This window comes from Vibrio hangzhouensis (assembly GCF_900107935.1).
Classification (GTDB): Bacteria; Pseudomonadota; Gammaproteobacteria; order Enterobacterales; family Vibrionaceae; genus Vibrio; species Vibrio hangzhouensis.
On record NZ_FNVG01000004.1, the window covers coordinates 54297 to 79296 of the forward strand.

Below are 25000 nucleotides of genomic sequence, written 5' to 3' on the forward strand. Positions count from 1 at the left end.
CCGAAAACGCATCAAAAAAGCCCGCTATTATATCAAGCGGGCTTTTTTCGTTAGGCTAAACTGCGAGCAATTGCTCTTTGGTTTCTTTATCGGTGAAGGCTGCATTAACGCTGTTGTGATAGATATGCAGATAATCTTCCTCCGACAGATTAAACTGCTCAATCACGATCTGAACTTCTTTCGTCATGGTCGTGTTAGACACCGTACGATTATCTGTATTAATCGTCACCGGAATACCGCGTCGACGGAAATCCTCAATAGGATGCACTTGCATATTCTCTACAGCTTTGGTCTGTACGTTACTGCTTGGACAGGTTTCCAGTGCTACTTGCTTGGCATGCACTAACGCAAACGCCTGCTCATGGGTAGCAATGTGAATGCCATGACCAACACGCTCTGCACCGAGCATGGTAATCGCATCGTAAACGTTTTGCCCTTCCCCTTGCTCACCGGCATGAATGGTGACATGAAATCCCTTCTCCTTCGCGTACTGAGCAGAAGGAATGAATCTTTCACAGAAGCCAAGTTCCTCACCACCAGCCAAATCAAAGGCGGCGACCCCTTTGCCAAGAAATTCTGCTCCCGCATCCAAAACGTCTTTGATTTCATCTGTTGGCATATGGCGTAGTAAAGACAGAATGATGTTGCCCTTAATTCCATGAGTCGTTTCAGCACGCTTCATGCCCCTGACCACGGCACCGATGATTTGCTCAATAGTCAAACCTTTCTCACGGTGAAGCAGCGGCCCAAAACGCACTTCCATATATTTAACGTTTTCTAACGCAGCATCTTCGTACACTTCAAATGCGATGCGCTCCAGTGCTTCTTCCGTCTGCATAACCGATAGAGGCAGATCAAAACGCTTGAGATATTCTATCAAGTTTGGGCATGTTTCCGGTGCGATCATCATGTCACGGATAACATTAACGTCTGAGCTTGGTAATACGATGTCTTGTTGTGCTGCCAGTTCAAGGATGGTCTCAGGGCGAACACTGCCATCTAGATGACAATGAAGGTCGATTTTTGGAAGTTGTTTATAGTTCATCGTTACCTCTCTTGGAATAATTGATAAGCCTCAGAATTTCCATGCATTTATTCCGACTCCGTGCAGAAAGGCTAACGAACTGGTGATATCGTCACAACCAACATACATGAGTCATTTCACCGAATTCAAGGGAATAGAACGCAGTTATACTGATAAACGTAATACAAAGCCACAGCAACCACCTATTTTTTCGTGATTTACATCACCTTTTAATGCGTAAACGTTTGCTATTCCGTTTGTAAATTCATTCCTGTAATCATCCACAGATTTAAGACACAGCCCGCACAAATCGCGACATTTCCTGCACAGATCTCACCATTAGATTTCATTACAGTACGCCCCGTATTCAATGACTCTAATTATTAATAGGTAACATAATGAAAAAAGCAGTGGCGTTAGCACTTACTACACTTTTTGCGTCAAGCGCGTTTGCTGGCGCAACCGACCCGGGTTTCTATGTCGGTGGTGGTTTTGGTCTAACTGAAAGTAAACTGGATAATCTGGATTATGCGTTTCTGCCTTCCCTAAAAGGCGACCGTGCTTTTAAAGTATATGGTGGGTATCAGTTCAATCGAATCGTTGCTTTGGAAGGCGGTTACACTAAGTACGGTAAGTTCAGTGACTCGCACCTGAATGGTTACTCATGGAATCCTAGCGCACTTTCATTAGCAGCAAATCTTGGTTATACGTTTGATATCGGTCTACGCCCTTTTGCTACTCTTGGGCTGTCTTATCTGGGTCTGAATGAAGAAGGTTATAAGGCATTCGAAAATGACTCTGGTTCAGCATTCCGCTACGGGTTGGGTTTGGAATATGCACCACAACAAATCGATGGTTTAGCTGTTCGTATGGCTTATGAAGCTGATGCATTCTCTGTACAAGAGCCAATAAACGGTACTTCTACAACGTTCTCTGTTGGTTCCTTCTATCTGGGCGCATCTTACAAATTCTAATAACGCCAACACGTCAGTTAGCTAGCAAAAAGCCACTTCTGTCTCCAGAAGTGGCTTTTTTACTCTAGAATGACCAACCAACTTTAGCACTAAATGCCGTTTCATTGCGATCGACAAGAGGCAAGTGACTAATACCGACACTGCCAGTCCAGCCTTTATTTTCCACAATGAACTCAACGCCCGGCGTTAAGCCATTGGAGGTGTGACTGTCCATATGTGGTCGACCCGCATAGTAGTAACTGCGGTCGAGCTTAGAGTGCACAATCCCGATATTGGGGGCAATATAGATATTGTCAGTAATACCGTATGTCATCGCCAGCTTCGCGGCTAAAAAATCAGATTTGAGGTAGTAACCTCCGTCTGGATTTTCATCGAATTTGCCAAAGTCCAGGCCTGCACCAAACCCCCAGCTGCCTTGCCCATTTAGTTGGTAAACGCCCAAAGTATAACCCTGGGTTGCATTGAGAAAAGACAACCCCGCCAGTACAGAAGTTTTCCTGTATTCTTCCTTTGCAAGAGCCTGACCGCTTAGTGCACCAAATAGTGCCATCAGACACAAACCCGGAATGATTTTCGATCGCTTGTTCGTCATACTGTTCTTAAAGTAACTGCTCAAGCGCTCGAATGTATTGAGCTTCAAATAAATAGTCAAAACCTTGGCAGCAAGTTTGACAAAACCCTTACGAATCTGGCTAACTCCAAGGCATTTTAGAGGTTCAGTCCTTATTCCGTACTTTGTCTTTATTATTGATTTCAAAGAGAACGCCGCCCTTCGGCATCCAAAACTCACATGCCGCTCTTTTTATCGTGGTCGGGTTTCCCCAGGCACTGCACAAGTCATTCTGATGCTGCCTCTGACGCACAAACTGTCTGCATGTCCCACATACCAATTCCATGTCCAATCCTCCATTATCGGCATTCTTTGTTTAGTATCTTGGTCCAGACTACCCATTTTTCACGTCAAAGATCTTGATAACGAACAACATGATTCATTGTAAGAATCGGGTGATTTTTCATTGTATGAGAAAGATGACAGACAATTTTGTTCCCTTTCTTATTCAGCAGGAATATAAATTGCCTATCACTTTTTTATGTTAGATAACAATCGCTATGGGAAATACACAGCAACCGACCACTCAGGTAAACGAGAAACCACTTCAACTGCTCATGCAGGTGGCGGTCTCCGACGAGCCCATTTCCGCGAAGGCTCTTAGTCAGCAACTGGGTGTGCCACTGAGTAGCCTCTATCGACATATAAAGCTACTTAAAGAGTGGAATTTAATCGAAGAAAGCCCATACGATAAAACACTGATCGTAGGTCCGGCAGCTCTAATGCTGATGCACAGCTATCAATCGAGCACCCACAATCTGGAGGCCATTGAAAGCATATTGTTCCGTTTGCAAAAACAGACCGGAGAAATGGCCGCTTATATGGTGCCAGTTGGGTATAGAGCTCTCTGCGTCAGTTTGCAAGAGAGCGCTCAGGCACTGCGCTGCAGTTATGTTCGAGGACAAAGCCAACCTCTGCTTCGAGGCGCTTCTTCTAAAGTGATGCTGGCTTATTTGCCAGAGGCACGCCGTGACAAAATCCTGCGTCACTTTGGCGAAGAACACAATGCCCCAGGCTGGAGCGAAGAGCTGGACCAAATCCGACGCCAGGGGTTTGCAATCAGTACATCCGAATTTGATACCGGTGTTACGGGCATCAGTGCTCCGGTCATGAAGGGTTCGAAATTAGTAGGCGCTGTTTCCATCATGGCTCCAGCTCACCGAGTTGAAGCCAACAAGGATAGGTTTATTTTACATGTTTTACAGGCTGCCCGAGCGCTGCCACCGGAAAGGTAACTCACTATGCTCAACGTCTTCAAACAACTATGGAAACGCCGTTATCATCCTGCTTTAGAAAGCCAACTTTCCGTATTCACGGTATCGGAAGCTATCAAGCCTATGAATAATGCCCAGTTTGAAGACGCTGACTCCCTGTTAGAAACCGCTTACGATTGGCTAAGTGCACAGCAAAAATCTCACTCAATGAGAAAAATTGGACATTATCCAATTCTGGGCAGCTACTGCCCTGAAAGACCTTACTTTGAAAGTCCAGTCGCAAAACTCGACTTTACTAGCCAACTCAACCAACAGCTTTCGGTAGGTGCAATGCCAATGGTCATTACCAATTGCCATGAAACCTTGCTCGACATTATTCCCAATCTACTCATCGACAAAGACGAAATTGGTATTGTAAATATCAACTCGGAATTGCTGCTCGATCAATGTCTTGATGTCACTGTCGGTTCAATGCTGCATTTCGCACTTAACAGATACAATGAGTGCCGCGCTTTTCATATCGGCATCGACAATAATCGCTGCAATAAAAAACAGTTAGAGTACGCGGAAGATATGGGGTGTGATTGGCTACTTTCAAATGAAGTGGTTTACAGAAATCGAGCAATGATAAAAGAACAGCTCGCGCGATTTATCAGCCACTGCGACAAACTGGTTGTAACCATCGATCTGCCTTCTATCTCGAGGCACAACTCAAACTTAGAGAAACACAAGCTCGATGTTGCTATGGTATTGCGAGTGCTGCGCCAATGTTTGGCATCAGATAAAGTGCTATTGGTTCAGCTTGTGGGTGCTAAGGAACAACACATTTATTCCAAACCAACCCAACTTCTTGTTCAGGAAACGGGACTGTTTTTTTCCTAAGAACAAGATTACTGAACTCGCATGGTGGGAATCGCATAACGTTAGCGCCATCACGTACACCCTGACACCAACGCCTTCGCTGATACTGAGGAAGTTGTTCTATACCTGATCAATCAGCAGCGGTAATCTCCTTTAATTACTGAGGCGTTTGGTTGCTAACCAAGCGCCTTTTTTATCCCTACTCTCCCAGAAACTCAGCCCAACCCTAACAATAGAGATGCCCAATATTTAACCACAAAACGATACAAAATCTTAACAATTAAAATTTTTATACATTTTTATTGCATAAATATCTAATTTAATAGTATAGTCCACACAATGATTTTTAATGCAGTAAATCAGCATGGGTATTCAAGCAACAAACCTTCAAAAATTCTACGGTGACACTCAAGTCCTGCACGATGTCAACTTTGAATGTGGCAAAGGCGAAACACTGGTTTTACTCGGGCCAAGCGGTGCAGGGAAAAGCTCCCTACTTCGCCTGCTAAATTTGCTGGAAACGGCAGATGGCGGTGCACTCAGTATTGCGAACAATAACTACGATTTCGATCAACAAGTATCTGAAAAACAGGGTTTAGCGCTTCGCAAACAAGTCGGGATGGTTTTCCAACAGTACAACCTTTGGCCGCATATGACGGTGATGGAGAACCTAATTGAAGCACCCACCAAGGTTGCAGGCGTCTCGAAAGAGCAAGCCACACAGGAAGCCCTCAAAATGCTGTCCACACTTCAACTCGCTGATAAAGCCGATGCATGGCCACTACAACTATCCGGTGGTCAGCAGCAGCGTGTCGCTATCGCGAGAGCATTGATGATGAAGCCTGAAGTCTTGCTCTTTGACGAACCAACAGCGGCGCTCGATCCTGAGATTACGACTCAGATTGTTAATATCATCAATGAGTTAAGTGAAACTGGAATCACTCAGGTTGTCGTAACCCATGAAGTGGATTTTGCCAAAAAAATTGCCAGTCATGTTCTGTATCTCGAACAAGGCAGGGTGGTTGAACATGGTACCAAGGATGCGTTTGTTAACCCACAAACCCAAGCATTTGCTGACTATTTAACGCACTAATACGAAATCGGGTTTGTGCAGGACAGAGCACAAACACGCTATGGAGAAAAATGATGAAAAAAGTACTACTTGCCTCAGTGATCGGGCTGGCTTCAACTGGCGCTATGGCACAACAAGAAATCAAGTTTGCAATGGAAGCGACCTACGCACCGTTTGAGTATGTTGACGAAAACAACGAAATTCAGGGTTTTGACGTCGACCTTGCCAACGCACTTTGCAAGCAAATGGACGCAAAATGTAGTTTCCATAATCAGGCATTTGACAGTCTGATCCCAGCTTTAAAATTTAAGCGTTACGATGCGGCGATTTCGGGTATGGACATTACCGAAGCTCGCCAGCAACAAGTGAGCTTTACCCTCCCTTATTACGATAACTCTGCTGCCTTCATCGCAATAAAAGGCAAGATCGCCAACCAGGCAAATCTTGAAGGTAAACGTATTGGTGTTCAAAACGGTTCAACTCACCAAAGCTACCTATTAGAGCAAATGCCAGGTGTCACAGCCGTACCTTACGGCAGCTACCAGGACGCGTTCATAGATATGCAAAATGGTCGTATTGATTCTGTATTTGGTGATACGGCTGTTGTCGCTGAGTGGTTTAAGAAAGACGATAAGCTGGCTTACGTTGGCGACCAAATCACGAACCAAAAATACTTTGGTAATGGTTTTGGCATTGCCGTCAACAAAGACAACCAAGCGTTGGTTGAACAGTTAAATACTGCGCTTAAAACAGTAAAAGCGAACGGTGAATACCAAGCCATTTTCGATAAGTACTTCGGTAACTAATATGGGTTTAACGGGTTACTCTGCGTCACTCGTACAAGCAAGTTGGGTAACCATCCAACTTGCTTTTGTCAGCCTTTTGGTTGGCTTAGTACTAGCGATCATTTTTGCTGGTGGTGAGATGTCTCGCCATAAAATCATCTCTTGGCCAACCACGGCAATTGTCACCATTATTCGTGGCTTGCCAGAGCTATTAGTCGTTCTGTTTATCTTCTTTGGTTCCACGCAAGTCTTGTTTTTGATCACGGGAGATTTCATTGAGGTTAGCCCGTTCTTAGCAGGTGTTATTGCACTATCGTTGATCTTTGCCTCATATGCGGCACAAACCATTCGCGGAGCACTAAAAGCAGTACCCAGCGGTCAGCGTGAAGCTGGCAGTGCATTAGGTTTAAGTCGTGCGCGTGTTTTCTTTAGAATTGTGCTTCCACAAGCTGTTAAGCACGCCCTACCCGGACTCACCAACCAATGGCTTGTCCTATTAAAAGATACTGCTTTGGTCTCACTAATTGGCGTTACAGATTTAATGAAACAAGCGCAATTAACTTCTGCAGCGACACATGAAGCGTTTACCTGGTATGCGACCGCAGCGGCGATTTATCTTGTCATCACACTGATTACTCAAAAAGCAGTAAAAGGACTAGATAAAAAGTTCTCATCAAAAGAAATGACAGTCGGCAATAAAGGAGTCACAGCATGAATCAACAACATGTTTGGCAAATGGTCGATGGTTTGCAAACAAGCCTACAGCTTACTGTTGTGGCACTGATCGTTGGCTGCCTACTTGCGTTGCTGATGACGCTTAGCTTGATTCTTCGAACACCAGTAGTTCACTGGCTAACACGTGGCATCATCACTCTTTTTACCGGCACACCATTATTGGTTCAGATCTTTCTGGTCTACTACGGACCGGGGCAGTTTGAAGTCATTAGAGAGAGTTTTTTGTGGACATGGCTAAGCCAGCCTTGGTTCTGTGCCATGCTTGCTCTCGCACTTAACACGGCAGCGTACAGTACTCAACTATTTAAAGGCGCGTTCAACGCCATTCCATCAGGCCAATGGCAAGCATGCAGGGCATTAGGAATGGATATGAAAGCAACGCTTCGCGTCTTGCTTCCGTTTGCGATTCGCAGAGCTATCCCTGCTTACTCAAATGAAGTGATCCTGGTATTTAAAGGCACATCGCTGGCCAGTACCATTACCATCATGGACATCATGGGTTACGCACAGCGCATCAATGCTCAAACTTACGACACACTCGTTGTCTTCAGCGTTGCGGGTCTGTTCTATCTTGGGGTCAATGGCGTTCTTACTTTGATCTTTAGGCAAGTTGAGAAGAAAGCCCTGGCTTTTGAAGCGGCACGCTAAGTTATGTAGTGGCAGGAGAAGTGGAGCAAACGCTCCACTTAAATCATCACCTTCAAAGAGAATACCAATACATCGGTAAACAAAGCGGTTTCAAATCCAAGATGCTGGTAATGCAACGTCAGAGTGGGCGCTACTACTGGCGTAATCCCGCCTGCTTGTATCTTGTTTTCGTCTTGGGTATAACCGCTAATCCCGCCAAGCCGTAAACCGACTTTAGCCCATGATTTCCATTCATATTGTGGGTGGAAAGCCAGAATGTAAGATCGACTGTCAAAGCTATTAATCAGTGTAAATGCTTCAAATTGACGGTAACGGAATCCGACAATATAGTTATCCTGATTTCGTCCAGTTGAGGTCAGGTGCTCCGTCCACCCTGCAAACGTCACATCCACGTTACCTTTCCAGCTATCTGACTCAGTGTTTTCTTCATCCGCCATTGCAAATCCAGAAAACACCACACTCAGACCAAAAAGCATCGCCACTATTCGAAACATTCAATCACTCACCTTTATAAAAGCTTTGCAATATTCTACTTAACCGAGGGGACGCTTCTCGTCAGGTTCTGTATCAATTTGTCGTAAGTCCCGAAAATGATACACAATAAATCAGCAGGTTAGCAAAATTAAACCCAACTTAGTGGTGCTCCGCTTCTACCACGATTTTCTTTTGTTCATTCAACAGACAAGTCTGTCCATTCACGTCAGCGAACCACAGTTGTTGCGGCAATAACACTGGACGCTTAAAACCATAACGTATAACCCGGTTTGCAGGTGAAGCCTGTGCGTGCAGCCTGGCAACCAAAAACATTCCATGGATAATTGGTCGCCTGAAGCCAAACAGTCTGGCTGACCAATTGAACAAATGAATGGGGTTATAGTCACCAGACAGCCGCGCGTAAGCACGAGCATCTGAAACAGTCAGTCTAAGTCTAGACCCTAACTTTAACCCTGGCCTGTCATCCACTCTGGTATGTTTCGACCTTCTGGCAGTATGACCCAAGGGCATCAGGTAACCGGAGCGATACTGAGCGACTTTGATTGAACCTGAGTAAAGCTCTCCCAGCACCTCAAACGTTAAGCCTTTTTCTGTGGTTGACTGGTGACTCAGTGACAGCTGAAACTGATAACTGACACCTGTGGATAACGCCTCAGCCTGCTCAAATTCAATGTATGTATGAACCAGTCCAAGGGGACGAATACAGGTCTCTGGATGAGTAAATAGCATGAGCTGCTCATTCTGAGTCGCTACAAAAAGATAGGGCAGTGGAACAGAGGAGTTATTCAAACCAAAAAACTGACAGTACCTATCGACCTTTTTAGAGTTAAAGCACAACGCCTTGCAGGTCAGTGAAAAGGGTTCGATCACTGAATCCTTATTGACGTCTGCTCGCTTGAGCAGCGCCTTCACTAACAGAGCCGAGCAACTCCCACGTTCTGAAACTTCCAGGTGCATCAGGTGTGCCTTTTCTTCCTCCACTGATTGATGATCATAGTGTAACCCGTATACCTCGGTAACAGTAGCACGACAAGTAATAATCCATCGATTTCATATGACTATTTGGTATTTACCTTCCACTCACCTGCCCCTCACCCATCGCTGACACGCTTTACCAAAAAGACCTCAATACTTCAGCTGTATATCTCTAGCGACAAGATTGGTACTAATACCAACACTCAAAACAAGGCAGTGGACATGAAAAACATTATTCTCGCACTATGTATTCTGAGCTTATCAGGGTGCCAGTTAACAAGAGTTCAGGGATCGGTTAAAGACGTAGAAGTTGATGTCAGAACTAAAAATCACAGTCATTCTAGTTCAACATTTTGTCCACCTGGGCAAGCAAAGAAAGGGCGCTGTTAGTTAACCTCATAATTTTCCACCCAGGCCGTTACACCAGCTTGAATTTCAGTTACAATTTTGCACACAAACACGATGTTCAGTGAATAACACGAGGGAACGATGAAAAAAGTTGTAATGATGTTCTTACTTGCCATGCCTTTAATGGCGTGTACCGAAGTCGGTAGCGAAGCCTGGTGCAAAGATATGCAGGAAAAGCCTAAAGGCGACTGGACCGCTAACGAAGCCAGCGACTACACTAAGCACTGTATTTTCAAATAGTTAGAACGAAATAAATAAGCGTTCGCCATCTTGGCACGAACGCTTATTACTTTTCTTGCTACCCCTCTTTCCCTGTAACACAGCAGTCACCAGGTTACTTGAAGTACATGCGTCTCTTTGGAAATTTCCAGAGAATAAATAACCCCCAAAGCGAAAAAAACACTTCGGTTCCCAGATAGAACACCATAGTGTCATTGGGTTGACTTTCAGCGACAATCCCCATCATTCGGGTCACAGCCATTAATCCTGCAAGTAGGGTTGCGGCAATCACAGAAAGTTTCAGAGTATCCTGTTTAATCACCAACAGAGCAAGTATGATCCCGATGGCTAATGTCATACCACCGTACGTTGCACGCACATCAATACTGGCAGAGTAAGAGAAAAGTGCACTTTCGGTTACGCGCTCAAATAAGGTATTTGGCGAGAGAGAAAACAGAAAACCATAACCAAAAAACACTAAAGCGCTAATCCAAACCATCAATTTTGCTTGAAACATCCCTATATTATTCCTTCTATACAAAAATCCCGCCAACAGAGTTGCCTTAGAAGAGTGTAAGACATGTCGAACCGTTATGCGGGATTTTCATCAGGACCACAAAAGTGAAACGCTCAATTCTTAACTATGAAACTCAAGCATTCCCTCGGTCAGAATGAAGTCGATGATAGTGTCCAGTCCCTTACTCTCTTTGAGGTTGGTAAATACGAATGGTTTAGTAGGACGCATACGTTGAGTGTCTTGCTCCATAACTTCAAGTGAAGCTCCCACATAGGGCGCAAGGTCTATTTTATTGATAACCAGAAGATCCGAACGGGTGATGCCGGGTCCACCTTTACGGGGGATTTTTTCTCCTTCGGCGACGTCAATAACATAGATGGTCAGGTCGGCAAGCTCCGGGCTGAAGGTCGCACTAAGGTTGTCCCCACCACTTTCAACAAATACCACATCCAGATTCTTATGACGCTTAGCCAACTCATCAACCGCAGCCAAATTCATCGACGCGTCTTCACGAATTGCAGTATGTGGACAGCCTCCGGTCTCTACACCAATGATTCTGTCAGGTTCCAGAGCCTCGGCGCGAGTCAGGATTTTTGCATCTTCCTGAGTGTATATATCGTTGGTTACCACTGCGATGTTAAGTTTGTCTCGAATCGCCTTACATAGCACCTCAAGTAGCGCTGTTTTCCCTGAACCCACGGGACCGCCAATGCCTATGCGTAGTGGTTGCTTGTAACTTTCCATAGTTGTTCCTATTTTTGTTATTGTCGCTCTACTTTCTGAACCTAAGGCCAAAATTAGGAGCGAAATAGTCTTGTGTACTGGGTCTCGTGCAGACTACTGGCGATGGATACTGCTGGTGTAAAACTGCCAATCATCCAGTCTTCTGTCTGCTTTGCTATCTCCAGAGCATTGGCAAAATGATCGGAGATATTTATTAACGCCATCTGACCATCGGTTTGGCCCAGTGGAACCAGCTTAACCCCTGCCATCACCAGGTTTTCACCCCAACTCCACAAGTAACCTTTCTTCAATTCGTTTAAATCAATACGCCAATAAACGGCAGCAACACACAAACCCAATAGCTGAGTTGGGGGGTAGTCATCTAACTCAACCCCGTCAACGGCAACATCGAGTCGACGCAGCAGCGTATTAAGAGCGAGGCCCCGTTGTTTTTCTTCCGCACGTAACTCTTTGGTTTCACGACTGCTGAACAGCCTCTCCGACAACTGTTGCAGTTGTGAATTGTCTGCTTGTAGTACCGCTTGGTACATGCGATCAATTATGGGCAGCTCCAGAGTTGCCACACTGCTGTAGAGCATATTGCATAGCCAATCCTCCATCGTTTCACGCTGGGTTACCCAACCGGTTTCCACCGCCCACTCCAAACCTTGAGAGTAGGTGAATCCCCCGATTGGCAGTGAGGGGCTAATTAACTGAAACAGCCGATAACTTGAGACATCGCTGTCGGTCTCCTTAGCCGAAGTAGCGTCGAGAGCCGTGCTGACATGCAAAGTCACGAGCTAAGATGCCATTAGAAAAAGTGAACTTGCAGCAGCAACGCCTACTGACATCCAGCGATTCGCGACTAGTCGGCCAACCTGCGAGCCCAGAATCATCAATAGCGTTGCACTAAACGCCATTCCTAATGAGAACAGCCCTAGGGTTCCTTGTGCTTCTACACCGTGCGCATAACCGTGAAAGAACATCATGCCAATACACAGCCCCACCGCGAGTTTCACCATCTTCTGTGATGCACTGAAAACCTGCCAGATTGACGCGCTCACAACAAATAACGAAGCCACAATCGCCATTTCAACACCTGATGCCATGCCCACGACATTGCCAATAAGCAGGCCAACCATCAACATGGCGAGTGCCCCGAAAATAAGGCCTGACTTCTGAGTTCTGGTTGCTGTTAGACAACCCACTAACGCACCAAAAGCTAACAACATGATTAGATGGTCCACACCAGTGATAGGGTGTAAGACACCACTAGAAAGAGCCGTGGATTGGTGACCTGGGTGAGCAAGAGCAAACCCGGGAGAAACTAAAAGAGTGCATAATGTTGCTAGTTTGTAGATTGTTGTTTTCATCGAATATTCCTTATCCTGATTATTGTTATTTTAAAATGCGCGTAGTCAGCGAAAAATTAGTGGTGATGATGATGGCCGCCACTTTTGCCACCGTAAGCCCCACCCTCTGGTTCGAATGGGGCGAGCTCCGTGGTCACTTCGGCTCCCAGACCTTTAACCATGTCATCCAGTACGTGATCATGCTGATAACGCACCCAACCAAACTCAACCTGAAGCGGAACATGCCTGTTACCAAGGTGATAGGCAACCCGAGTTAGCAAATGCAAATCGCTGCAGTACACCGAAGAGACTTTTTCCGGCGCGGCTTTAACTTCAATCACCAAACCACAACTACTTTTTAGTTGTTGCCCACCACGAAGGATATGGCCTCTCGGTAGAAATAAACCGGCATCCCGACCATCATCAAGAATCACCTTGAGTCGGCTCTTAATTCGGCTGTCGATAGGCAGACTCAAAAACGCATGAGGTTGAGTGGTGATCTCGTTAGTAATTTCTATCAGTTCAATCAATTTACTGTCCTCTAAGCCCGTCAAAATAAGAAGTAGCGCTGTGCCATTGGCAGCACATCAGCCGGCTCACACACCAGAAGTTCGCCATCGGCCCTCACTTGATAGGTCTGTGAATCCACTTCAATATTGGGCTGCCAGTCATTCAGTTTCATGTCTGATTTGCTGATGGTTCGACACTGTTTAGCAACACCGATAAGGCTGCCTAGACCAAGTTCTGATGCAATTCCCGCGTCCTGTGCCGCCTGAGAGACGAATAGCATCGAAGTGTTCTGTGACGCCTTGCCGTAACTGCCAAACATAGAACGATAGTGCACAGGCTGAGGTGTTGGGATTGATGCATTAGGATCCCCCATCGGTGCCATAGCAATCATGCCACCTTTAAGAACAACACTGGGTTTCACTCCAAAAAACGCCGGTTTCCACAACACCAAATCGGCCAGTTTGCCAACCTCAATAGACCCAATTTCATGCGCCATGCCGTGAGTGATTGCCGGGTTAATGGTGTATTTAGCGATATAGCGTTTCAGACGGAAATTGTCGCTGTAACTAGAATCCTCTTTCAGGCTTCCCCGTTGCACTTTCATCTTATGGGCTGTTTGCCAGGTACGGGTAATAACTTCACCTACTCTTCCCATCGCCTGCGAATCAGAAGCAATCATCGAAAACGCGCCTAAATCATGGAGAATGTCCTCGGCCGCAATGGTTTCACGACGAATTCGTGACTCCGCAAACGCCACGTCTTCCGCAATAGATGGCGACAAGTGATGACAAACCATCAACATATCCAGGTGTTCATCAACCGTATTTACTGTATATGGACGAGTTGGGTTTGTAGAAGAAGGCAGTACATTCGATACGCCTGCCGCTTTGATAATATCCGGAGCATGGCCCCCCCCAGCGCCTTCGGTATGATAGGTATGAATCACCCGATCCCCGATGGCAGCTAACGTCGATTCAACAAATCCCGATTCGTTCAACGTATCGGTGTGAATGGCAACCTGCACATCCATCTCATCGGCGACGGTCAGACAAGTGTCGATCGATGCCGGGGTTGTACCCCAGTCCTCATGAAGTTTGAGCCCTACAGCTCCCGCAGTTACTTGCTCGCGCAAAGCTTCAGGCTGGCTGGCGTTACCCTTGCCAAGCAAGCCGAAATTCATTGGAAACTGATCCAGAGATTCGAGCATTCGGTGCATGTTCCATGGCCCCGGTGTACACGTCGTTGCATTGGTTCCCGTATTCGGTCCCGTGCCACCACCAATCATCGTTGTCACACCTGATGCCAACGCTTCTTCGATTTGCTGTGGACAGATGAAGTGGATATGTGAATCAATGCCCCCTGCCGTCAAAATGGCACCTTCACCAGCCAGAACTTCCGTACCGGGCCCCACTATAATGTCGACACCGGGTTGAATATCGGGATTCCCTGCCTTACCGAGCGCCTGAATCCGACCGTTTTTGACGGCGACATCCGCCTTAATGATGCCCCAGTAATCTAAAACCAGCGCATTGGTGATGACTAAATCCGGTGTTTCACTGCTGGGTCGCTGACTTTGTCCCATGCCATCACGAATGACTTTGCCACCACCAAATTTCACCTCATCACCATATACCGTGAGGTCCTGCTCCACCTCTAGCCACAATTCGGTGTCCGCCAAGCGCACCCGGTCCCCTACCGTAGGACCAAACATCTCAGCGTATGCCTGTCTGGATATCCTCGCCATGATTTTTCCTTATTGTTATCGAGTTTGGCACTTTGGCTGACTGCTTACAGTCTGCCCATTACCTTGGCCTGAAAACCATACACTTCGCGCTTACCAGCAAACGCCACCAGTTCTACGGTACGCGATTGTCCCGGTTCGAAGCGGGTCGCAGTGCCTGCGGGAATGTTTAAACGAAAGCCGAGAGCGAGCTCACGGTCAAAGCTGAGAGCTTCGTTGACTTCAAAAAAATGGTAATGAGAACCGATTTGAACCGGACGATCGCCCAGGTTTTCTACTTTGACAGTGACTGTTTCTCTGCCTACGTTGAGTTCAATGTCACCTTTGACTGTCTCGACCTGTCCAGGTACAAAGCCATTGTATTTTCGTGATGAACCTGCCATAACGCCTCCTACACAATGGGCTCGTGAACGGTCACCAATTTGGTGCCATCGGGGAAGGTCGCCTCGACCTGAACATCAGGAATCATGGAAGGCACCCCTTCCATAACGTCATCTGTTGTCAGTAAGGTGCGCCCAAAATCCATCAGCTCCGAGACTGTCTTGCCCTCACGGGCACCTTCCAGGATAGCGCTGGAAATAAATGCGATGGATTCAGGATAGTTGAGTTTTAAACCTCTCTCTTTACGCTGTTTTGCCAACATACCCGCGCAAAAGATCAACAGTTTGTCCTTCTCTCTAGGGGTCAATTCCATTGATAAGCCTATATTCTTGTACGAATGATTACGTTGCCCATATCCTTGGTGGGTAAGGACACTCCCCGGTCCAATGCTCTCTCGCTAACTGCCAGATTTTCTGAAAACAGTTCAGGATCACTTCGCTCCAGTTACCTAGCGCTCTGATCACTAACAAATTTTCTAACTGGCTCGCAGCAATTAACAATGCACTCTCTTTGTGTTCTTGTTGCATGTTATTGAGCAAGCTCTGTACCAACTGAGAAAATTCATCATCTTCGATCAAAATATAAACCGTGCCCATCATTTGGTAGCCAAGCAGGCCTTTATTTTTCAATAAGTTATCATCACCTTTAAAATTCAACCCCTCGGTCAGTAATCGCTTCCCATCCAGATAAATCTCTGTTTTTCCAATTAAATGACCAGCATCGTATCCCTCATTTAGTGCAGGACGACCAAAACAGTGCATCTCCCAGCCCAAAAATTGTGCACCGCTTTCCAGATGCACTTGAGTATCCAAGCGAACGTGTGATTCTGGAAAAAAGATATTCTCTTGCGGCAACCACTCTAGTCGTGAGCTTTTATCCACGGACAAGATTTGTTGTTGCTTCGCGTACTTATTATCAGAGCGGTAGAACTTTGTGGCACCGGGGGTGGTAACCAGCACCTGAGCACCTTTCTCTGCGCTGACTTTAATTTGCAGAGTATCGCCACCAACCACCCCTCCTGGGGGGTGGAGCAGATAGGTATGGCAAGGGTTGCCCTCCGGGTAGAGTGGGCGCTGAATCGCCAGTGGTCCCTGTTGTGAACGGTGCTTAAGCACCGTTTTGTCGCCCCGGTTCACAAAGCCTAACTGCAGTCTCGCTTTCCAGCCAAATTCCGTGTGAGCGTCAATCACCTGCCCCAAACCGGATTGCACCGCCACTGATGTTTCAAGAGCAATCGTCATACTGTCAGATACTCCTTAATCAACGCATCGTTAAGTGCCGACATATCACCTTCCGCGACCTGACGTCCACGATCCAAGATGCAGAATTGATCCCCGACTTTGCGCGCGAACGGCAGTTTCTGCTCCACCAACAGTACGGTAAGCCCCAGCTTTTCGTTCAGCATTCGAATGATATCTCCAATCTCCTGCACAATGTTGGGCTGGATCCCCTCCGTGGGCTCATCCAAGATCAAAAGCTTCGGGTTCACAACTAGTGCTCTGCCGATGGCCAGCTGCTGCTGCTGTCCTCCTGACAGATCCCCTCCACGACGGTGAAGCATCTCTTTCAACACTGGAAACAAATCAAAAATAAACTCCGGGATCTTGCGATCACCCTTGTCGCGTATTGGCAGACCTACCTCAAGGTTCTCCTGAACCGTCAACATGGGAAAGATTTGTCGACCTTGGGGAACATAGCCAATGCCCATTCTTGGTCTCGTTTCGGCATCATGCTTTAACAGCGACTCTCCATTCAGTTGGATGTCGCCACTCTTGACCTTGACCAACCCCATAATGCATTGCAATAGTGTGGTTTTACCGACACCATTTCGGCCCATTAGAACGGTACATTTCCCCTCAGGAATCGACATGTCGAGATCCCACAAGGTATGACTCTCCCCATAAAACTGGTTTAACGATTGAATCTGCAACATATTATTCCCCTAAATAGACCTGTTTGACTTCCGGATGAGACTGAACATCATCCATGGTCCCTTCTGCCAGTACATGCCCCTGATGCAGTACGGTGACGTGACTGGCGATAGAGCGCACAAAGTCCATGTCGTGTTCAACCACCACAACAGAATGCTTACCTGCCAGTGAGTTGAGCAACTCCGAGGTTCTGTCCATTTCCTGGTGAGTCATTCCGGCCACAGGTTCATCAACCAACAAAAGTTTGGGGTTTTGCATTAGCAACATACCGATTTCCAACCACTGCTTCTGACCGTGTGAAAGGTTACCTGCACTGAGCGCAGCATTATCTTTGAGATGAATCAGCTCCAGCACCGACTCCAATTTGTCCTTTTGCTCGGATGAAAGATGAGCGGTGTAAGTTCCCCAAACATTACGGACTCCGGACATCGCCAACTCGAGGTTTTGCCACACTGTGAGACACTCTATGACCGTTGGTTTTTGGAACTTACGACCAATCCCTGCATTGGCGATTTCTGATTCATTCATTTTCAGCAGGTTGATGTTCGAACCCAACCAAACCTGTCCCGTGTCTGGCTTTGTTTTACCTGTGATAATGTCCATCATGGTGGTTTTACCCGCGCCGTTCGGACCAATGATGCAACGCAATTCCCCTTCTTTGATATAGAGGTTGAGGTCATTGATCGCTTTAAAGCCATCAAAACTTTTATTAACGCCTTCTACATACAAAAGAATGTTGTGACGAGTATCAATCAACGGGTGACGTTCAGGCTTTAAAAATGAGAACACTTCGTCTCTGCGTGTCATTTCCTGAACCGATTCTTTGAATTGCCGCGCTCGATTAAGTGTTGTCATACTGTGACCTCCTCACTGCCTTTCTTTCCAGGCTTCACCTTTTTCCGCGCCAACTGAATTTTGTCCGATAGAAAACCGATGAGCCCTTTCGGGAAATACATGGTGGAAAGTACAAACAGACCACCAAGAGCAAATAGCCAGACCTCTGGAAACTCAACCGTAAACCAACTTTTGGCATAGTTAATAACAAGGGCTCCGACAATCGCCCCGAACAAGGTTGCTCGCCCACCTAAGGCAACCCAAACCACGACTTCAATCGAATTCAGGGGTGCAAACTCTCCGGGATTGATAATTCCGACTTGTGGCACATACAAGGCACCCGCTATACCTGCAATAACCGCAGAGAGAACGAAAACCCATAACTTAATGCCGTCGACGTCATAGCCCATAAAACGTGTTCGCGATTCCGTATCACGAATGGCCATAGAGACGCGTCCCAATCGACTGCTTATCACGCTTCGACACACTAAATAACTGATCACCAATGCAACTCCCGTGACCATAAACAAGGCGATTTTTGTGGCATCTTGCTGCAAACTGTAGCCAAGAATATCTTTAAAATCGGTCAAACCGTTGTTACCACCGAATCCCATCTCGTTTCGGAAAAATGCCAGCATCAGGGCGTAAGTCAGCGCCTGTGTCATGATCGACAAATAGACTCCGGATACGCGAGACCGGAAGGCCAGATAACCAAATACATACGCCAGTATTCCGGGGACAAGAACCACCATCAGACATGCAAACCAGAACTGGTCAAAACCATGCCAAAACCAGGGCAGTTCTTTCCAGTTCAAAAACACCATGAAGTCTGGAAGAAGCGGATTGCCATAAACCCCTCGGTCACCAATTTGACGCATCAGGTACATACCCATGGCGTAACCACCCAACGCGAAGAACGCGCCGTGACCGAGGCTGAGAATACCCAGGTAACCCCACACTAGATCTACCGCCAGTGCCAGCATGGCGTAGCTCAGGTACTTACCCATCAAAGAGATGGTGAACGTCTCAACATAGAATGGATGACCTACAGGCAGCAGAGTATTGGCCAATGGTACAAGTACTACTGCTGCTAATATCGCCAACACCGTAATGAGGCCACCTCGGTCGCCTCGCATGGCCGATAACACAAAAGACTTTGATTGCATAATGATTGCCCTTAACCTTCAGCCGCTCGACCGCGCTGGGGGAATAGCCCACGGGGACGTTTTTGAATAAACAGAATGATGAAGACCAGAACCAGGATCTTAGCTAACACTGCACCTGCCCATGGCTCAAGGATCTTATTGAACAGACCCAGACTTAGTCCGGCGACAAGCGTGCCCCACAGGTTTCCAACCCCACCAAATACCACAACCATGAATGAATCTATGATGTATGCTTGCCCCATATTCGGACCAACGTTGGTCAATTGTGACAAAGCCACACCTGCCACTCCCGCTACGCCTGATCCCAGACCGAAGGTCAGTGCATCCACGCGTTCGGAGCGGATCCCCATTGCTCGCGCCATCGCTCTGTTCTGCGATACAGCACGAACCTGTAGCCCCAGAGGCGTCTTCTTGAGAACCATAACCAGTCCAATAAACACCATGACGCAAAACAGGATGATGTAGAGTCGGTTGTAAGTCAGAGAAAGCATCGGATTCACCTCAAGGGCACCCGACATCCAGTCCGGTGTGCTAACTGAACGGTTGAGAGGTGAGAAAATGGAACGCACCGCTTGTTGAAGGATCAGGCTAATACCAAATGTGGCGAGAAGCGTTTCCAGTGGTCTGCCGTAAAGGTGACGAATTACACTGCGCTCGATAACGATGCCGACCAGACCTGAGACTATAAAGGCCATAGGAATAGACAGAATGAGCGCTAATCCAATCTGATTCGGCATCAATTGCTGCATCACATAGGTGGTATAAGCACCAATCATTATAAGCTCGCCGTGAGCCATATTGATCACGCCCATGACACCAAACGTGATGGCCAGACCGATACCAGCTAAAACAAGCACAGAACCTAAACTTAAGCCAAAGAAAACCGTTTCAACTCCGGAGTAAAGCTGCTGACTTTGTTGATAACTCGCTAACGCGCGTTGTGCCGCCGTCAATACGGTGTCATCTTTTTCCGTGTTCAGAATACTATTTAGAGTTTGCAGAACCACTGCCTGCTTGTAGTCGGAAAGTGTCCCTATCGCGGAAATTCGCTCTGCTGGTGTCTCTCCGACAAGTGCGTGATCTATTGCGAGCGCCAACCTGAGCATGGCAAGTACATCGTCATCCGTTTCCAACTGTATACGCTGCTGCAACCTGGCCATCACGGCATCATCGCTCTGCCCCAATAAAGCGCTGACCGCATTCAATCGGACAGACGCCTCTTGATGCGACAGACCAAGAGACGCGATCTCCAATCGGATCAAACCACGCAGTTTATTGTTGACTCTGATTTTTTTAAACTGACGGGAAGATTCAATCGCCAGAGTTTCTTCACTCCAGGCGCTTTTGGCCTCTTGTGCTTTTTTAATGTCCGTTGAGACGTACAAAGCCTGATACCGCTCACTTTGCTTGTCATTAAAATAATAAAGATCGCCTTGCAGCCATGCTGTTAGGACGGATTTGGCAATCGCATTAGGTTCATGTGCAACGATCCATGCCATCGCTGCCTCTTTTTGAGGGTTGTTCTTTGCTATGAGTGCCTGGGTAAAAGACTCCCGGTCACTTACGTTAGCCAACGCAACGTGAGTGCTCAAAATAAGGAACACCACCGCTTTCAATAACTGAGTTATGATTTTCATGAAATGCGTCCTTTTGGCTGTCTGAGTTACCGTGATTTGCTCAAACAGAAATGAAAAGTACCTCTGCCTGTTTACTGCAGTCAGAGGTACCGAAGGGGAAGGAAGATTAGTTTGAGCTACCGGCACATTTACCTGTTTCGACGTTAAACGCACCACAAGAGAAAGGCTTCGACCAGCTAGAGTACAATTTCGCTGACTCCGGCAGATAGTTAGACCATGCATCACCCGCCACTAGTCCTGTCGTTTCCCAAACAACATCAAACTGACCATCATCCTGGATTTCGCCGATGAGCACAGGTTTGGTAATGTGGTGGTTTGGCAACATGGTTGAATAGCCACCCGAAAGGTTTGGCACAGAGACACCAATTAACGCATCCTGAACTTTTTCAGCGTCCGTAGTACCAGCGTTAGTAACGGCCTGAGTCCACATGTTAAAGCCAATGTAGTGTGCTTCCATTGGGTCATTTGTTACACGTTTGTCACTGGCGATAAACTTCTGCCACGTTTCAACGAACTCTTCATTCGCTTCGGTATCAACACTCATAAAGTAGTTCCACGCTGCTAGGTGGCCCACTAATGGAGAGGTATCCATACCGGATAGCTCTTCTTCACCGACTGAGAATGCCACCACTGGAATATCTTCAGATGACACACCTTGAGCACCTAACTCTTTATAAAAAGGCACGTTCGCGTCACCATTAATAGTCGACACTACTGCGGTTTTTTTGCCTTCAGAACCAAACTTTTTAATATCAGAGACGATGGACTGCCAGTCAGAGTGACCAAACGGCGTATAGCTGATCATGATATCGGCTTCGCTCACGCCTTTATCTTTCAGGTACGCTTCGAGGATCTTATTGGTTGTACGAGGGTAGACGTAGTCTGTTCCTGCCAGAACCCAGCGCTCTACATCCAATTCGTTCATGAGATAATCAACAGCAGGAACCGCTTGCTGGTTTGGCGCTGCACCCGTATAGAAGACATTTTTCGATGACTCTTCACCTTCATACTGAACCGGATAGAAAAGAATACTGTTCAGTTCTTCAAAGACTGGAAGCATGGACTTACGCGATACTGACGTCCATCCTCCAAAAACTACATCCACTTTTTCTTTCTCAATAAGTTCACGCGCTTTTTCAGCAAAAAGTGGCCAGTTGGATGCCGGGTCTACCACGACCGCCTCCAACTTTTTACCTAACAATCCACCTTTTTTGTTTTGCTCGTCCACCAACATCAGAATGGTATCTTTTAGTGTAGTTTCACTGATAGCCATCGTGCCGGAGAGTGAATGCAATACACCCACTTTAATTGTATCTTCTTCTGCCATCGCGATTCCCGAAGCAAAGGCCAGAGAAGCCCCCATTGCAGCAAGCTTTACTTTGAACATCGTGTTCATGTTGGATATCTCCTTATTATGAATAGTTATTCAATCTTTATGCTTCAAGAAGAGTGCCAACTCTCTTTGCAAAGGAAGAACCTAACTAACTCACTAATAAACAAAGGCTTGCTATAAAGCTTGCACCAACACAACACTCTATAACCAACATGGTGCGCTGCATCATGGTGCAAATGATAGTTCGGTTTCACCATATTGGAGAGTCGCCTCGCAATATCTGAGTATTCACTCAGACATATTCGATTTGGTTTCTGACGTTCCGGCTATTTGGGAGCGGAAATCGCTTCGAATCTGCGACTCAGATCTTATTTCCCATAAAGTAATTAATTGCATATTTGGCACGAACTCTTTAGCTTAAAATATGAGCAGAGAGGAACAATTTAATGCCAGAACAAAGATTTAGTGACTTTATCAGACGTGTACTCGCGCTAGGCATTCCTATTGCGCTTCAAAGTTTATTAATGAGCAGTCTCGGATTCGTCGATAGCCTGATGATCAGTCAGTTAGGTACTCAAGAAGTCGCCGCGGCTGGCATTGGTGCCCGTATTTTCTGGGTATCTATTGTCTTTGTTTGGGGACTAAGCTCAGGGATGGGTATTTTGCTCGCTCAATATTGGGGAGCACAAGACGAAACCGGGTTGAAAAAAAATCTGGCGCTCGGCACCTCAGTGACCCAACTGTTTGCCTTTATTGCCTTTGCCATCTGCTTCTTCACACCCGAGCTTTTACCCGGTCTGTTTAATCCCAACGCCGAAGTACTGGCACTGTCCACCAGTTATGTTCAGTTATTGGGTATTGCAATGTTGTTTTCTGGATTTGGTATTGCGGCAGATACGGCTCTGAGATCCATTGGTCAAACCCGTATTAACCTTTATCTGTCCATCATGGAAATAAGCCTTAATGTCACACTGAACTACATCCTTATTTTCGGGCATTTTGGCGCACCTGCACTTGGATTGGTCGGCGCTGGCATTGGCAGTGTCATAGCGCGCTTTGTTCGTCTAGTGGCTGTCATTGCCATCATCTACCTCAAATTCCCGGTATTGGCTTTACGATGGCTCAATGTGGTGAATGCGTTTGAACGAACTGTACTTAGTAAATTCTTTACCATCACCTACCCTATAGTGGTTGGCACGTTTATTTGGTGCGCTGGCATCTTCACATTTCACCTGATTCTGGGTCGTATGGGCGTTACCGAGTTGGCAACCATGGCTGTCATCACGCCTCTTGAATCTATAGGGTTATCCGTGGCTCACGGTCTTTCCAGTGCTGCTGGTATCATGGTTGGTAACAGCCTGGGTGCCAGCCAGTTCTCTCTGAGCTCTACGTATGCTAGGTGGGCATTAAAATCATCGGTTATTTTAGGAGCTTCCCTCGGCGGGATATTACTAATCTTACAGACCACCATCCTAAAATTTTATGGGGCACTCTCTCAGGAGGTCATCGATCTGATGATTGTCAGTTTTCCCGTCGTAGCGCTCAGTATATTGATGCGAACTATCAACATTACCCTGATTGTTGGTGTGCTTCGTAGTGGTGGAGATAGTAAGTTCTGTATGAACATGGATTTCGTTTGTCAGTGGGTGTGGGCAATCCCCATTACCGCCCTGGGCGCTATTGTGTTCAACTGGTCTTTTCCTGTTGTACTATTGATGATGGTATCAGAAGAGATCATCAAAGTAGTTCCGGCGTGTTGGCGGGTATTCAGCGATAAATGGATCAATAACTTAACGGAGAGTAAAGAAAGCACAACCGTTTAACTTCCATAGCAAATGTGCTCTCAGCCGCAGGAAATCAGCCAGTCTCAGCACTATTCGCAAACAACGGACCGATTTTGCGACCTCATATTCACACCTCCCATCAATGGAAACTACTCATTGACGGCCAATCAAAACCCTACTTGACTCTGACCGGGCACTAACTTCTACGTTCGGATTTCAGTGAAAATGACGCCAGTCATGTTTACCACAGGCCAACAATGAACAACCTTAGCAAATCACTTACTCTGCTACTGCTCTGTATTTCCTCTTCTATGGCATATGCAGATCCATGGCATAAATTCATCGGGAAACCGTGGAAGGAACACAAGCACCATAAGAAAGAAGTCCACGTCGTCCATCATTATGATCATCACCGGCTTCCTGATACCGCGATCATGCTGGCGATTGCGGGTGTCACCTACGCTCTCATTGATGGGCATTACTACAAGAAAGATAAAGGGCGTTATGTGATCGTAGAGAAGCCACCCAAAGGGCGGTATCAACCTGGAAAGATCGTCAAAAGACTACCTGAAGGTGCCACTGCAGTGAATAAACGCGGTCAACAGTACTTTGTCTCTAGAGGAAACTGGTTCCTGTCTATTGGGAATGGGAAATATGTGGTGGTGGAGCCATAGGCTTCATAGAGGTTTCTAGGCGATACTCACCTGTGCTGCAATAGAGAGTATCGCTGATTTCAAATTCCTTGAAAGGCTGGTTACATCACCCAAGTCAGGCTCAGTAACAAAACAACGGCTGACGTCGCAAGATACATTGTGATGATCGTCGCGATTTCAGCAAGAGTAGAGGTGGAAGACTTTGATGCTTGTTCTACTTCTGTTGCTTTCTCAGTGTCCAATGTTGATAGAAGTGCTGAGTTCATTGTGCGCTACCTCATGTAATAACATTTCAAAAGACAGCGCAAATTCTACTCAAAATGTGACACAGGTCAAACACTTTCAGTAATTTAACTACAAATAATTTTATATTGGCTCGATTAGTAAATCTAATCTATCCGTTTGTCTGTATTCTTGA

General features: G+C 46.5%; 29 protein-coding genes. 10 read left to right on the forward strand and 19 right to left on the reverse strand.

Annotated features, from left to right (window positions below; all coding sequences use genetic code 11):
* Window positions 1–55: 55 nt before the first annotated feature.
* Entirely contained in the window at window positions 56–1045 is a 990-nt protein-coding gene (add, locus tag C4S60_RS05465; protein ID WP_103879332.1) for an adenosine deaminase, read from the reverse strand.
* A gap of 377 nt (window positions 1046–1422) precedes the next feature.
* Between add and C4S60_RS05470 the strand changes: the two genes are divergently transcribed.
* Window positions 1423–1998, forward strand: a complete 576-nt coding sequence (locus C4S60_RS05470; RefSeq protein WP_244183025.1) for a porin family protein — start codon at window positions 1423–1425, stop codon at window positions 1996–1998.
* A 64-nt stretch (window positions 1999–2062) separates the two neighbouring features.
* Here the strand turns inward: C4S60_RS05470 and C4S60_RS05475 are convergent, their stop codons facing one another.
* On the reverse strand, window positions 2063–2590 hold the full coding sequence (locus C4S60_RS05475; protein ID WP_103879334.1) for a hypothetical protein: 528 nt from the start codon (window positions 2588–2590) through the stop codon (window positions 2063–2065).
* A 518-nt stretch (window positions 2591–3108) separates the two neighbouring features.
* On the opposite strand from C4S60_RS05475, the gene C4S60_RS05485 reads away from it, so the two are divergent.
* The 6 genes from C4S60_RS05485 (at window position 3109) to artM (ending at window position 7923) form a co-directional block, all read left to right on the forward strand.
* Window positions 3109–3843: an IclR family transcriptional regulator gene (locus tag C4S60_RS05485; RefSeq protein ID WP_103879336.1), complete on the forward strand. Its 735-nt coding sequence runs from the start codon at window positions 3109–3111 to the stop codon at window positions 3841–3843.
* Window positions 3844–3849: 6 nt separating this feature from the next.
* Window positions 3850–4704 carry an arginase gene (locus tag C4S60_RS05490; protein ID WP_103879337.1) on the forward strand — a complete coding sequence of 285 codons (855 nt, stop codon included), beginning with the start codon at window positions 3850–3852 and terminating at the stop codon, window positions 4702–4704.
* Between the two features lie 343 nt (window positions 4705–5047).
* Window positions 5048–5776, forward strand: coding sequence for an arginine ABC transporter ATP-binding protein ArtP (gene artP, locus C4S60_RS05495; protein WP_103879338.1), 729 nt, complete (start codon window positions 5048–5050; stop codon window positions 5774–5776).
* 53 nt (window positions 5777–5829) lie between these two features.
* Window positions 5830–6561 (forward strand): arginine ABC transporter substrate-binding protein, encoded by a 732-nt coding sequence (locus C4S60_RS05500; protein WP_103879339.1) that lies wholly within the window; start codon window positions 5830–5832, stop codon window positions 6559–6561.
* Window position 6562: 1 nt separating this feature from the next.
* Complete coding sequence (gene artQ, locus C4S60_RS05505) at window positions 6563–7255, forward strand: arginine ABC transporter permease ArtQ (protein ID WP_103879340.1); 693 nt, start codon at window positions 6563–6565, stop codon at window positions 7253–7255.
* Window positions 7252–7923 carry an arginine ABC transporter permease ArtM gene (gene artM / locus C4S60_RS05510; RefSeq protein ID WP_103879341.1) on the forward strand — a complete coding sequence of 224 codons (672 nt, stop codon included), beginning with the start codon at window positions 7252–7254 and terminating at the stop codon, window positions 7921–7923. The genes artQ and artM overlap by 4 nt, the downstream gene beginning before the upstream one ends.
* Window positions 7924–7961: 38 nt before the next feature.
* On the opposite strand, the gene C4S60_RS05515 is transcribed toward artM, so the two are convergent.
* Together C4S60_RS05515 and C4S60_RS05520 are read right to left on the reverse strand one after the other, a co-directional pair.
* The gene (locus C4S60_RS05515) at window positions 7962–8417 is read right to left on the reverse strand and encodes a hypothetical protein (RefSeq protein ID WP_103879342.1); all 456 of its coding nucleotides are present in this window, start codon (window positions 8415–8417) and stop codon (window positions 7962–7964) included.
* A 139-nt stretch (window positions 8418–8556) separates the two neighbouring features.
* Window positions 8557–9375 carry a MaoC/PaaZ C-terminal domain-containing protein gene (locus C4S60_RS05520; RefSeq protein WP_103879343.1) on the reverse strand — a complete coding sequence of 273 codons (819 nt, stop codon included), beginning with the start codon at window positions 9373–9375 and terminating at the stop codon, window positions 8557–8559.
* A gap of 507 nt (window positions 9376–9882) precedes the next feature.
* Here C4S60_RS05520 and C4S60_RS05525 point away from each other — a divergent pair.
* Window positions 9883–10041, forward strand: a complete 159-nt coding sequence (locus tag C4S60_RS05525; RefSeq protein WP_103879344.1) for a DUF3012 domain-containing protein — start codon at window positions 9883–9885, stop codon at window positions 10039–10041.
* A 94-nt stretch (window positions 10042–10135) separates the two neighbouring features.
* Here the strand turns inward: C4S60_RS05525 and C4S60_RS05530 are convergent, their stop codons facing one another.
* From C4S60_RS05530 to urtA, 14 genes are all read right to left on the reverse strand, one after another.
* Window positions 10136–10537 carry a DUF4345 family protein gene (locus C4S60_RS05530; protein ID WP_103879345.1) on the reverse strand — a complete coding sequence of 134 codons (402 nt, stop codon included), beginning with the start codon at window positions 10535–10537 and terminating at the stop codon, window positions 10136–10138.
* 120 nt (window positions 10538–10657) lie between these two features.
* Entirely contained in the window at window positions 10658–11281 is a 624-nt protein-coding gene (ureG, locus tag C4S60_RS05535; protein WP_103879346.1) for an urease accessory protein UreG, read from the reverse strand.
* A gap of 53 nt (window positions 11282–11334) precedes the next feature.
* Window positions 11335–12051 carry an urease accessory protein UreF gene (locus tag C4S60_RS05540; RefSeq protein WP_103879508.1) on the reverse strand — a complete coding sequence of 239 codons (717 nt, stop codon included), beginning with the start codon at window positions 12049–12051 and terminating at the stop codon, window positions 11335–11337.
* Between the two features lie 9 nt (window positions 12052–12060).
* On the reverse strand, window positions 12061–12633 hold the full coding sequence (locus C4S60_RS05545) for a HupE/UreJ family protein (protein ID WP_103879347.1): 573 nt from the start codon (window positions 12631–12633) through the stop codon (window positions 12061–12063).
* 56 nt (window positions 12634–12689) lie between these two features.
* Window positions 12690–13142 (reverse strand): urease accessory protein UreE, encoded by a 453-nt coding sequence (ureE, locus tag C4S60_RS05550; RefSeq protein ID WP_103879348.1) that lies wholly within the window; start codon window positions 13140–13142, stop codon window positions 12690–12692.
* Window positions 13143–13162: 20 nt separating this feature from the next.
* On the reverse strand, window positions 13163–14866 hold the full coding sequence (gene ureC / locus C4S60_RS05555) for an urease subunit alpha (RefSeq protein ID WP_103879349.1): 1704 nt from the start codon (window positions 14864–14866) through the stop codon (window positions 13163–13165).
* Between the two features lie 44 nt (window positions 14867–14910).
* A complete protein-coding gene (locus C4S60_RS05560; protein ID WP_103879350.1) occupies window positions 14911–15246 on the reverse strand; it encodes an urease subunit beta in 336 nt (111 codons plus the stop codon).
* Between the two features lie 8 nt (window positions 15247–15254).
* Window positions 15255–15557 carry an urease subunit gamma gene (gene ureA, locus C4S60_RS05565; protein WP_103879351.1) on the reverse strand — a complete coding sequence of 101 codons (303 nt, stop codon included), beginning with the start codon at window positions 15555–15557 and terminating at the stop codon, window positions 15255–15257.
* A 28-nt stretch (window positions 15558–15585) separates the two neighbouring features.
* Complete coding sequence (locus tag C4S60_RS05570; RefSeq protein WP_103879352.1) at window positions 15586–16485, reverse strand: urease accessory protein UreD; 900 nt, start codon at window positions 16483–16485, stop codon at window positions 15586–15588.
* Window positions 16482–17177 (reverse strand): urea ABC transporter ATP-binding subunit UrtE, encoded by a 696-nt coding sequence (gene urtE, locus C4S60_RS05575; protein WP_103879353.1) that lies wholly within the window; start codon window positions 17175–17177, stop codon window positions 16482–16484. Before urtE ends, C4S60_RS05570 begins: the two co-directional genes overlap by 4 nt.
* Before the next feature lies 1 nt (window position 17178).
* Entirely contained in the window at window positions 17179–18030 is an 852-nt protein-coding gene (gene urtD / locus C4S60_RS05580; RefSeq protein WP_103879354.1) for an urea ABC transporter ATP-binding protein UrtD, read from the reverse strand.
* Window positions 18027–19175: an urea ABC transporter permease subunit UrtC gene (gene urtC, locus C4S60_RS05585; protein WP_103879355.1), complete on the reverse strand. Its 1149-nt coding sequence runs from the start codon at window positions 19173–19175 to the stop codon at window positions 18027–18029. The genes urtD and urtC overlap by 4 nt, the downstream gene beginning before the upstream one ends.
* Window positions 19176–19186: 11 nt before the next feature.
* Window positions 19187–20812 (reverse strand): urea ABC transporter permease subunit UrtB, encoded by a 1626-nt coding sequence (gene urtB, locus C4S60_RS05590; RefSeq protein ID WP_103879356.1) that lies wholly within the window; start codon window positions 20810–20812, stop codon window positions 19187–19189.
* Between the two features lie 106 nt (window positions 20813–20918).
* Window positions 20919–22208: an urea ABC transporter substrate-binding protein gene (gene urtA, locus C4S60_RS05595; RefSeq protein ID WP_103879357.1), complete on the reverse strand. Its 1290-nt coding sequence runs from the start codon at window positions 22206–22208 to the stop codon at window positions 20919–20921.
* A 383-nt stretch (window positions 22209–22591) separates the two neighbouring features.
* Here urtA and C4S60_RS05600 point away from each other — a divergent pair, with 383 nt between their 5' ends.
* Both C4S60_RS05600 and C4S60_RS05605 read left to right on the forward strand, forming a co-directional pair.
* Window positions 22592–23968 (forward strand): MATE family efflux transporter, encoded by a 1377-nt coding sequence (locus C4S60_RS05600; RefSeq protein ID WP_103879358.1) that lies wholly within the window; start codon window positions 22592–22594, stop codon window positions 23966–23968.
* A gap of 218 nt (window positions 23969–24186) precedes the next feature.
* Window positions 24187–24603 carry a DUF6515 family protein gene (locus C4S60_RS05605; RefSeq protein ID WP_103879359.1) on the forward strand — a complete coding sequence of 139 codons (417 nt, stop codon included), beginning with the start codon at window positions 24187–24189 and terminating at the stop codon, window positions 24601–24603.
* Window positions 24604–24683: 80 nt separating this feature from the next.
* Here C4S60_RS05605 and C4S60_RS23500 read toward each other — a convergent pair whose 3' ends face one another.
* A complete protein-coding gene (locus C4S60_RS23500; protein WP_160111334.1) occupies window positions 24684–24848 on the reverse strand; it encodes a hypothetical protein in 165 nt (54 codons plus the stop codon).
* Between the last annotated feature and the right edge of the window lie 152 nt (window positions 24849–25000).